This is a genomic window from Streptomyces sp. NPDC043908, assembly GCF_056435525.1.
The window spans coordinates 147549-158068 of record NZ_JBWKEI010000013.1 but is presented as its reverse complement, the minus strand read 5'-3'; the positions used below and the strand labels follow the sequence as shown (position 1 = coordinate 158068).

Genomic DNA, 10520 nt, shown 5'->3' with positions numbered 1-10520 from the left:
CCAGCCCGTACCGGCCCAGCCCGTACCGGCCCAGCCCGTACCGGCCCAGCCCGTACCGGCCCAGCCCGTACCGGCCCAGCCCGTACCGGCCCAGCCCGTACCGGCCCAGCCGTCCGTCCCGGCCGAGCCGTCCGCACCGCCACCCCCCATGAACCACGAGCTCAGCCCGTACACCGGCTGGACCCGTGACCACTGGGAGCGCGAGGCCGACCGGCTCCTGCTCGCCGTACGGCCCTACGCCTCACCGCGCCACGGTCTGATCAACCTGCCCGGCGACCGCCCGAGCTGGTCCGGGCCCCGCTCCGACGGCCTCGAAGGGTACGCCCGCACCTGGCTCCTCGCCGCGTTGCGGATCGCGGGCGCGCGCGGCGACGACCCGCACGGCCACCTCGGCCGCTACGCCGAAGGGCTGGCGTCCGGGACCGAACGGCCGCTGCCCACCGGGGAGTCGGGCAGCGGCGACCCCGACTCCTGGCCCCGCATCGCCGAGGTGCGCCAGGCCGTCGTCGAGTCCGCCTCCGTCGCGCTCGGGCTGCGTCTCACCCGCCCCTGGCTGTGGGACGGGCTGGACGACCGCGTGCGCCAACGCGTCGTCGACTGGCTGCTGCCCGCGCTCGGCCCCTCGCCCGTCGACAACAACTGGTGGTTCTTCGGCCTCACCGTCGCCGGATTCCTCCAGGACGCCGGCATCGAGACCGACCGCGCCTCGGCCACCGTCGAACGCGCGCTGGAACACGTCGATCAGTGGTACCTCGGCGACGGCTGGTACAGCGACGGCCCCCACCGCTCCTTCGACCACTACAACGGCTGGGCTCTCCACTTCTATCCCGTCCTGCACGCTCATCTGGGTGACAACCGGGAACTCCTCGACCGGTACGGGCCGCGGCTCCGCGCCCACCTCGACGGCTGCACCCGGATGTTCGGCGCCGACGGCGCCCCCCTGCCCTACGGCCGCTCCCTCACCTACCGCTTCGCCGCCGCCGCGGCCCCCTGGCTCGGCGCGCTCACCGGCCACACCCCGCTCACCCCGGGCGCCACCCGCCGTCTGGCCTCCGGGGCGCTGCGGTACTTCACCGACCGCGGGCCCGGCCGGGGCGCCACCGACGAGCGGGGTCTGCTCACCCTGGGCTGGCACGGCCCGTACCCGCCGATCGTGCAGGGCTATTCGGGCCCGGCCTCGCCGTACTGGGCGGCGAAAGGGTTCCTCGGTCTGCTCATGCCGTCGGAGCACCCGGTGTGGACAGCGGTGGAGGAACCGCTGCCGGCGGAGAGGGCGGACGCGGTGAGGGTGCTGGGCCCGCCCAACATCCTGCTCCAGTCCACCGTTTCGGACGGCCTCGTACGCCTCCACAACCACGGCAGCAACCATGTCGGGGCCGAGGAGGACCCCTGCTACGCCCGGTTCGCGTACTCGACCCGTACCGGACCGGCCTCGGGCGCGGTGCGCGACAACCACTTCGGGCTGGTCCTGGACGACGGCACGGTCACCGCCCGGGGGCCCGCCGAGCCCGTGGGCCACGGACCGGGGTGGGCCGCCTCGGCGTCACGGCCGCTGCCCGGCGTACGGATCGTGTCGGCCACCCTCGTCCACGGCCGCGCCGAGGTCCGCGCCCACCGGGTCGGCGGCGCCCCGCCCGGCACCCGGGTGCGCCAGACGGGGTGGGCCGTCACCGGGCCGCGGGAGACCGGGCAGCTGCACGCCGTCTCGGGGTACGAGCCCCACGCGCGCGTAGGAGAGGACGCCGGGTCCACGCTGTTCGGTCCGTCCTCCCGTGTCGCGGTCCTCGAAGGGGCCACCGGAGAAGGGCCGTCCGTCTTCGTCGCCCTCGTCTCCCTCACCGGGGAGGAGCACCCGGCCCCGCTGCCGGACCTGGTCACGCGGATCCGCGTCGAGGGTCACACGGTCCGGGTCACCTGGCGGGACGGGACCACGGCCGGCCTCGTCCTCGACTGCGGCCCCGACCCCGACCCCGACCCCGACCGTGGGACCGGACCCGGGACCGGACCCGCGACCACGGACGACAAGCGCCTCACTGCGGGCCGTACTTGCGGCCCGTCCGCGAGGTGACCCCGCCCAGCAGGCCGCGCGGAGCCAGCTTCACCACACCCATCAGCGCCTTGTAGCGCGGGTCCGGGATCGACAGCGTCTTCCCGCGCGCGAGGTCGGAGAGCGCCGTCGCCACCAGCTTGTCGGCATCCAGCCACATCCAGCCGGGGATGTTGTCGGTGCCCATCCCGGCCCGCTGGTGGAACTCCGTCCGTACGAAGCCGGGGCACAGCGCCATCAGCCGCACCCCCGACCCGGCCAGGTCGCGCGCCGCGCCCTGGGTGAACTGGACGACCCACGCCTTGGACGCGCCGTAGGTGCCGCGCGGCACGAACGCGGCGACCGAGGCGACGTTGACGACCCCGCCGCGCCCGCGCTCGCGCATGCCCTCGGTCGCGGCCGACGTCAGCCGCAGCACCGCTTCGATGTGCACCTTCAGCATCTTGAGCTCGTCGCCCATGGACACGTCCAGGTAGCGGCCCTTGTTGCCGAACCCGGCGTTGTTCACCAGCAGGTCGACCGGCTTGCGGCGCTCGGCGAGCCGGGCCTCGACGGACGCGATGCCGTCCTCGGTGGACAGGTCGGCGGCCAGCACCTCGACCTCCACGCCGTGCCGGTCGTGCAGCTCGGTGGCCTGCTCGCGCAGCCGCTTGTCGTCGCGGGCCACCACGACCAGATCGTGCCCGTCCCTGGCCAGCCGCCGCGCGAACGCGGCCCCGATCCCCGCCGTGGCTCCCGTAATCAGTGCAGTCGTCATAGGCGCACGGTAACGCCCCGCACGCGTCGGCGGTGTGACGGCCCGTGCGCTCAGGAGACCTGCCGGACGGCCTGCCGCTCCAGGTACTTGCGTACGGTCTCGTGGGCCTCCGGGGACATCGCCTCGCCCGCCGCGAGCGTGCGCGGCAGCAGCTCCCGCTCGGTGGTGAACGCCCGGAACCAGAACGCCACCGACACCTCGTGAGCGGGCCGGTGGACGACCTCGATCGCGTCGCCCGCGCGTATCCCGCCCTCCTCCACGACCCGCAGATACGCGCCGGGGGCGCCGGCCCGCGTGAACCGCCTGACCCACCCCTGCTCGCCCAGCGTGCCCGCGAACGTACGGCAGGGGATCCGCGCGCCGGCGACCTCCAGAACGACGTCCGGCCCGATCCGCCAGCGCTCGCCGATCCGGGCGCCGCTGACGTCCACGCCGCTGGTGGTGAGGTTCTCGCCGAAGATCCCGCCGGGCAGTTCGCGGCCCAGCTCCTTCTCCCAGGCGTCGAGATCCTCGCGCGCGTAGGCGTAGACCGCCTGGTGCTCGCCCCCGTGGTGGCGCTTGTCGCACACGTCGTCGCCCGCGACCCCGCTCGCCCCCACGCCCCTGGGACCCGGCCGGAAGATCCCCACGGCGCCCTCCACGGGGCGCTTGCCGATGCCCGTGAGGCCGCCCTCGGCATCGGTGTACTCGACGAACCTGGCACGGCCCGCGTTGACAGACAGAAGCTTCATGGCGCGCACGCTAACCCGCACTGTCTCAAAGCAGCCACCCAATATCCCGCAAGTTCCCCAAGTACCCCTTATGCTCGATGGGTGATCGAGGCCCGTCATCTCCGCGTCCTGCGCGCCGTCGCCGCCACCGGCTCCTTCTCGGCCGCCGCGCGCGAGCTCGGCTGCACCCAGCCCGCCGTCAGCCAGCAGATGAAGGCCCTCGAAGCGTCCGCCGGCACCCCGCTGCTGATCCGCACCGGCCGGGAGACCCGGCTGACCCAGGCCGGCGAGGTCCTGGTGCGCCACGCCTCCGGCATCCTCGCGGGCCTCACCGCCGCAGAGGAGGAGGTCGCGGCGATCGCGGGGCTCCGCGCGGGCCGGGTCCGGCTCGTCTCCTTCCCCAGCGGCTCCTCCACCCTGGTGCCCAGCGCCCTGGCCGCGCTGCGCGCCGCCCACCCCGGCACCCGTGTCTCCCTGGTCGAGGCCGAGCCGCCGCGCTCGGTGGAGATGCTGCGCGAGGGCGACTGCGACGTCGCGCTGGCCTTCCGGTACGGGGCGGCCACCACGGAGGAGTGGGACGACCTGGTCGTACGGCCCCTGCTGATCGACCGCCTGGTCGGACTGGTCCCCGACGGCCACCGGCTGGCCGGCAGCGGCACCGTCGACATCCGCGACCTCGCCGACGAGCCGTGGATCGCGGGCTGCCCGCGCTGCCGGCGCCAGCTGGTCGAGGTCTGCGAGGCGTCCGGCTTCACCCCGCGCATCGACTTCGCCACGGACGACTATCCGGCGGTGATCGGCCTGGTCGGGGCGGGTCTGGGGGTGGCGGTGCTGCCGGAGCTGGCCATCGCCTCGGTACGGCCCAAGGGCGCCCGGACCGTCACCGTGGAGCCCGCCGTCGAGCGGGAGATCGTCGCGCTCACCCTGCCCGACCTGGCCCGGGTCCCGGCCGTCGCGGCCACCCTGGACCAGCTCGCCGGAGCCGCCGCCCGCAACTGAGCGGCCGACGCGGCGCACGGACGCGCGTCACCGGCGCGGGGCGCACGCCTCCCGCGCGGAGCCGCCCCCGCGAAGCGCGTGCCGCCCGCCACGGCCGCGGAGTCCCGGCGCCGCTGCCCGGCGAGGGGCCGGCGGTGTTCCGTCCGGTGCTGCGCCATCCGGCGCAGGAACGTTTCTGCGAAAGCGGGTCGAGGTCTGGCGTCAGCCGTGCCCCCGGTCGCCCCCCGCTCCCGCGCCCGCCGCCGTCACCAGCCGGTTGCGCGCCCTGCCCATCAGCTCTTCGCGCTCGTCCTCGGTGAGTCCGCCCCACACCCCGTAGGGCTCGCGGACCGCCAGAGCGTGCGCGGCGCACTGGGCGCGCACCGGGCAGCGCATGCACACCTCTTTCGCCGAGTTCTCGCGCGCACTCCGGGCCGCGCCGCGTTCGCCCTCCGGGTGGAAGAAGAGGGAGCTGTCGACCCCGCGGCATGCGGCGAGGAGCTGCCAGTCCCACAGATCGGCGTTCGGTCCGGGAAGGCGGGAGAAATCTGCCATTGCTCATGTCCCCTTGAAGCCGTGCCTGAGGTGGATGGGCCGGGTACCCCGGATCACTGGGGTGTACCGACGAACGTACATCTACGGTGTAAGTAGATGTAAATATGACTCATTGCGAATCTAGCCACAGACACCAGAAAAAGGGAAGAAAAGCCGCTAAATGGGGCATACCTCCAAGCGAACGACGGGTGACCCGCGATGCGCGCCCGGCGCACACGGTTCCTCACGTAGAGTGCCGAAGGCGCCCGTCCGACCCGTAACTCTTTCGAGTGACCATCGTTGAGAGTGCGGAGCGGTTGAAAGAACAAGCGCTCGGGCAGGTGTCCGAGAGCGTCAATCGCACAGGTGACGATACGTAACCAGCCTGGAGGCTCAAGGTGACGCGCATCAGCTGCGGAGGGCGGCCATGACATCCGTCCTCGTCTGCGACGACTCCCCGCTTGCCCGAGAGGCGCTCCGTCGCGCGGTGGCTACCGTGCCCGGCGTAGAGCGTGTGACGACGGCGGCCAACGGCGAGGAAGTCCTCCGCCGCTGGGGCGCCGACCGCTCGGACCTCATTCTGATGGACGTACGCATGCCCGGTCTGGGCGGCGTGGAGACCGTCCGGCGGCTGCTGTCCGCGGACCCCGGCGCCCGCATCATCATGCTGACGGTCGCCGAGGACCTCGACGGCGTGGCGCTCGCCGTCGCCGCCGGCGCCCGCGGCTATCTCCACAAGGACGCCTCGCGCGCCGAGCTGCGCGCGACCGTCACCCAGGCGCTCGCCGACCCGACCTGGCGGCTCGCCCCGCGCAGACTGCGTTCGGCCGAGATGGGCGCGGCGCCCACGCTCACCGCGCGCGAGATCCAGGTGCTCGAAGGCATGAGCCACGGCCGGTCCAACGCCGAGATCGGGCGCGAGCTCTTCCTCTCGGAGGACACGGTGAAAACGCACGCCAGGAGGCTGTTCAAGAAGCTCGGCGCCTCGGACCGGGCGCACGCCGTGGCGCTCGGCTTCCGCTGGGGCCTGGTGCGCTGACCGGCCCGCGGCGTGGTCGGCCGGATCCCCGTCCGTCGTCGGCGGGCGGGTCCGTCCCCCCACTCCGTGGAGCGGCGTGTGACGCTTCGCGCGCGATGCCGCATCCTTGAAGGTGTGGAGTTCCTCGGGGACGAGTCGGTCGAGCGGGAGGGGAGGGCGCAGGAGATGACTTCCGGCGCACCTGCTCATAACGCTTCAGTGCACAACTACGGGCGCGGTGCCACGGATTCTGCGACGCCGGGGCACGATGGACCGATGCGCGACGACGAGCCAACGGTGATCGGTGCACTCGTTCACCGTGCCGTCGACGGCGACGAACAGGCCACGCATGACCTGCTGGCCCATGTTCACCCGCTCGCGCTGCGCTACTGCCGTACCCGGCTGAACCGCCTGCCGGGTGATGCTCGCCACTTCGTGGAGGACCTCGCGCAGGAGGTCTGCGTCGCCGTGCTCATGGCGCTGCCGCGCTACCGGGACACCGGGCGGCCCTTCGAGGCCTTCGTGTTCGCCATCGCCTCCCACAAGGTCGCCGACCTCCAGCGGGCGGCGATGCGCCACCCCGGCTCCACGGCGGTGCCCTCCGACGAGATGCCCGAGCGGCCCGACGACTCGCTCGGCCCCGAGGAGCGCGCGCTGCTCAGCAGTGACGCGGAGTGGGCCAAGAAGCTCCTCGCCAACCTGCCGGAGAACCAGCGCGAGCTGCTGGTGCTGCGGGTCGCCGTCGGGCTGACCGCCGAGGAGACCGGCCAGATGCTCGGGATGTCTCCGGGTGCCGTCCGCGTCGCCCAGCACCGCGCGCTCAGTCGGCTCCGGGCGCTCGCCGAGCAGTAGCCCCGGCCGCCCGCCGTCACCCGCCGTCACTCGCACGGCGGTACCGGTGCTCCCCGCGCGCGCGGCGCCGAGTCGCTCCCGCGCGCGTGGCCGCACGCCCCTGAACGGGCGGCTGTACGTGTGAACGTACAAAGAATGGGGTTGATCTTGTTCATGGAATGAGACACCGCCCCAGCCCGTTAGCATGGACATCCGCACCGATCAAGGCCATGGGGAAGGTGTCATGACTGCAAACGTCGACGGAGTGCCCGAGAAGTTCGCGATGCTCGGGCTGACATACGACGACGTGCTGCTGCTGCCGGGCGCGTCCGACATGGCGCCCGACCAGATCGACACCTCCTCGTACCTCTCGAAGAACGTGAAGGTGAACGTCCCGCTGCTGTCCGCGGCGATGGACAAGGTCACCGAGGCGCGCATGGCCATCGCGATGGCCCGCCAGGGCGGCGCCGGCGTGCTGCACCGCAACCTCTCGATCGAGGACCAGGCCAACCAGGTGGACCTGGTCAAGCGCTCCGAGTCCGGCATGGTGACCGACCCGATCACGGTCCACCCGGACGCGACGCTGCGCGAGGCCGACGAGCTGTGCGCCAAGTTCCGCATCAGCGGCGTCCCGGTCACCGACGCCGCCGGCAAGCTGCTCGGCATCGTCACCAACCGCGACATGGCCTTCGAGTCCGACCGCTCGCGCCAGGTGCGCGAGGTCATGACCCCGATGCCGCTGGTCACCGGCAAGGTCGGCATCTCCGGCGTGGACGCGATGGAGCTGCTGCGCCGCCACAAGATCGAGAAGCTGCCGCTGGTCGACGACGCGGGCATCCTCAAGGGCCTGATCACGGTCAAGGACTTCGTGAAGGCCGAGAAGTACCCGAACGCGGCCAAGGACAAGGACGGCCGGCTGATCGTCGGCGCCGCCGTCGGCGTGGCGGGCGACGCCTACGAGCGCGCCCAGGCGCTGATCGAGGTGGGCGTCGACTTCATCGTCGTCGACACCGCCCACGGCCACTCCCGGCTGGTCGGCGACATGGTCGCCAAGATCAAGTCGAACGCGGGGGGCGCCGACGTCATCGGCGGCAACATCGCCACCCGCGACGGCGCCCAGGCGCTGATCGACGCGGGCGTCGACGGCATCAAGGTCGGCGTCGGCCCCGGCTCCATCTGCACCACCCGCGTCGTCGCCGGTATCGGCGTCCCGCAGGTCACCGCGATCTACGAGGCCTCCCTCGCCGCCAAGGCCGCGGGCGTCCCGGTCATCGGCGACGGCGGCCTGCAGTACTCGGGCGACATCGCCAAGGCCCTGGTCGCGGGCGCCGACACGGTGATGCTCGGCTCGCTCCTCGCGGGCTGCGAGGAGTCCCCGGGCGAGCTGCTGTTCATCAACGGCAAGCAGTTCAAGTCGTACCGCGGCATGGGTTCGCTCGGCGCGATGCAGTCCCGCGGCGACCGCAAGTCCTTCTCCAAGGACCGCTACTTCCAGGAGGGCGTCGCCTCCGACGAGAAGCTGGTCCCCGAGGGCATCGAGGGCCAGGTGCCCTACCGCGGCCCGCTCTCCGCGGTCGTCCACCAGCTGGTCGGCGGCCTGCGCCAGTCGATGTTCTACGTCGGCGGCCGGACCGTCCCGGAGCTCCAGGCGAACGGCCGGTTCGTCCGGATCACCTCGGCGGGCCTCAAGGAGAGCCACCCGCACGACATCCAGATGACGGTCGAGGCACCGAACTACACCAAGCGCTGACCACGCCCACGCGCGCGTGGACCGAGTGAGGGGCGGACCCGGATTTCCCGGGTCCGCCCCTCGCCCGTATGTCGGTGACACACATGTCGGGGATACTGGTCCGGCAGACGTAGAGGGAAAGGCCCACACAACGTGACTGAGATCGAGATCGGGCGCGGCAAGCGCGGCCGCAGGGCGTACGCGTTCGACGACATCGCCATCGTCCCGAGCCGGCGCACCCGGGACCCGAAGGAGGTCTCGATCGCCTGGCAGATCGACGCCTACCGGTTCGAGCTGCCCTTCCTGGCCGCCCCGATGGACTCCGTCGTGTCGCCGCAGACCGCGATCCGCATCGGTGAGCTCGGCGGACTGGGCGTGCTGAACCTCGAAGGCCTGTGGACCCGGTACGAGGACCCGCAGCCGCTGCTCGACGAGATCGACCAGATGGACGAGGACGCGGCCACCCGCCGCCTCCAGGAGATCTACGCGGCCCCGATCAAGGAAGAGCTGATCGGGCAGCGCATCAAGGAGGTGCGCGACTCCGGTGTGGTCACCGCGGCCGCGCTCTCGCCGCAGCGCACCGCCCAGTTCTCCAAGGCCGTGGTGGACGCGGGTGTCGACATCTTCGTCATCCGCGGCACGACCGTCTCGGCGGAGCACGTCTCGGGCGCGGCCGAGCCGCTCAACCTCAAGCAGTTCATCTACGAGCTGGACGTCCCGGTGATCGTCGGCGGCTGCGCCACGTACACCGCGGCCCTGCACCTGATGCGCACCGGCGCGGCCGGCGTCCTGGTGGGCTTCGGCGGCGGCGCCGCGCACACCACGCGCAACGTGCTGGGCATCCAGGTCCCGATGGCCACCGCCGTCGCCGACGTGGCCGCGGCCCGCCGCGACTACATGGACGAGTCCGGCGGCCGGTACGTGCACGTGATCGCGGACGGCGGTGTCGGCTGGTCCGGCGACCTGCCCAAGGCGATCGCCTGCGGCGCCGACGCGGTGATGATCGGCTCCCCGCTGGCCCGTGCCACGGACGCGCCCGGCAGGGGCCACCACTGGGGCATGGAGGCCGTCCACGAGGACGTGCCGCGCGGCAAGCTGGTCGACCTGGGCATCGTGGGCACCACCGAGGAGATCCTCACCGGTCCCTCGCACATCCCGGACGGCTCGATGAACTTCTTCGGCGCCCTGCGCCGCTCGATGGCCACCACCGGCTACAGCGAGCTCAAGGAGTTCCAGCGCGTCGAGGTGACGGTGGCGGACGCGCAGCACAAGCGCTGACGACCCGTACGCGCGCGTGGGCCCCGGTCCGCGTGCGTCCTACGGACGCGTGAGGGCCCGGACCGTTCGACGGTCCGGGCCCTCACGCGTGTACGGGGGTCAGGCGCCGGCCTTCTTGGAGCCGGAGAACGCGGCGACGGCGGCGATCGCGAAGAACAGGAACGTCATCGGGTCGGCGTCGGCCTTCCAGGCGTCGTTCACCAGGCCGAGGTGCTGGAACAGCAGCTCCGAGGCGCTGACGGGCAGCTGCTTGGCGCCGAGTACGGCCTCGCCGACCAGCTGGCCCGCGTAGACCGCGCCGAGGGCGAGGACCGCGCTGAGCACCGGCAGGGCGGGGTTGCGTCCGCCGACCTTGCCCGAGGCCCAGCCGATCAGGAAACCGACACCTACGGCCGCGTAGCCGATCTCGTGCTCGGTGGCGCCGACCAGCGCGCCGTAGGCACCCGCGGCGACGACGGCGACGACGACCGCCGTCACCAGCCCCCCGGCGAAGTTGTCACGGACCGGCGCGGGCGGCGGCGCCGGGACGAAGCCCGGAAACTCCTGCTGGGGCTGCTGGGGCTGCTGGGGCGGTGGAACGGACTGACTCATCTTCGGATCCCCCCGAGGTAAGTGAAAGCACGAGCCCGTGAATGCGC

Annotated in this window: 10 protein-coding genes; 6 read left to right on the top strand and 4 right to left on the bottom strand. The window is 72.5% G+C overall.

The annotated features are described in order from the left end of the window. Window positions 1-148: 148 nt before the first annotated feature. A complete protein-coding gene (locus AC069K_RS26855) occupies window positions 149-2068 on the top strand; it encodes a DUF2264 domain-containing protein (protein WP_478620753.1) in 1920 nt (639 codons plus the stop codon). On the opposite strand, the gene AC069K_RS26850 is transcribed toward AC069K_RS26855, so the two are convergent. Together AC069K_RS26850 and AC069K_RS26845 are read right to left on the bottom strand one after the other, a co-directional pair. Then, a complete protein-coding gene (locus AC069K_RS26850) occupies window positions 2031-2804 on the bottom strand; it encodes an SDR family NAD(P)-dependent oxidoreductase (protein ID WP_365105630.1) in 774 nt (257 codons plus the stop codon). The two genes, AC069K_RS26855 and AC069K_RS26850, sit on opposite strands and share 38 nt — an antisense overlap. Window positions 2805-2854: 50 nt before the next feature. Further along, entirely contained in the window at window positions 2855-3535 is a 681-nt protein-coding gene (locus AC069K_RS26845) for an MOSC domain-containing protein (protein WP_478620671.1), read from the bottom strand. Window positions 3536-3616: 81 nt separating this feature from the next. Here AC069K_RS26845 and AC069K_RS26840 point away from each other — a divergent pair, with 81 nt between their 5' ends. Next, window positions 3617-4513 (top strand): LysR family transcriptional regulator, encoded by an 897-nt coding sequence (locus AC069K_RS26840; RefSeq protein ID WP_365105624.1) that lies wholly within the window; start codon window positions 3617-3619, stop codon window positions 4511-4513. 201 nt (window positions 4514-4714) lie between these two features. On the opposite strand, the gene AC069K_RS26835 is transcribed toward AC069K_RS26840, so the two are convergent. After that, on the bottom strand, window positions 4715-5047 hold the full coding sequence (locus tag AC069K_RS26835; protein WP_365105621.1) for a WhiB family transcriptional regulator: 333 nt from the start codon (window positions 5045-5047) through the stop codon (window positions 4715-4717). 406 nt (window positions 5048-5453) lie between these two features. Between AC069K_RS26835 and AC069K_RS26830 the strand changes: the two genes are divergently transcribed. The 4 genes from AC069K_RS26830 (at window position 5454) to AC069K_RS26815 (ending at window position 9882) form a co-directional block, all read left to right on the top strand. Continuing rightward, complete coding sequence (locus tag AC069K_RS26830) at window positions 5454-6065, top strand: response regulator transcription factor (RefSeq protein ID WP_003948568.1); 612 nt, start codon at window positions 5454-5456, stop codon at window positions 6063-6065. Window positions 6066-6320: 255 nt separating this feature from the next. After that, entirely contained in the window at window positions 6321-6896 is a 576-nt protein-coding gene (locus tag AC069K_RS26825) for a sigma-70 family RNA polymerase sigma factor (protein WP_067163238.1), read from the top strand. 223 nt (window positions 6897-7119) lie between these two features. Continuing rightward, complete coding sequence (guaB, locus tag AC069K_RS26820; protein WP_358833559.1) at window positions 7120-8625, top strand: IMP dehydrogenase; 1506 nt, start codon at window positions 7120-7122, stop codon at window positions 8623-8625. Window positions 8626-8757: 132 nt separating this feature from the next. Continuing rightward, window positions 8758-9882: a GuaB3 family IMP dehydrogenase-related protein gene (locus AC069K_RS26815; RefSeq protein ID WP_358833560.1), complete on the top strand. Its 1125-nt coding sequence runs from the start codon at window positions 8758-8760 to the stop codon at window positions 9880-9882. A 99-nt stretch (window positions 9883-9981) separates the two neighbouring features. Here the strand turns inward: AC069K_RS26815 and AC069K_RS26810 are convergent, their stop codons facing one another. After that, a complete protein-coding gene (locus AC069K_RS26810; protein WP_478620664.1) occupies window positions 9982-10473 on the bottom strand; it encodes a hypothetical protein in 492 nt (163 codons plus the stop codon). Window positions 10474-10520 lie beyond the last annotated feature (47 nt).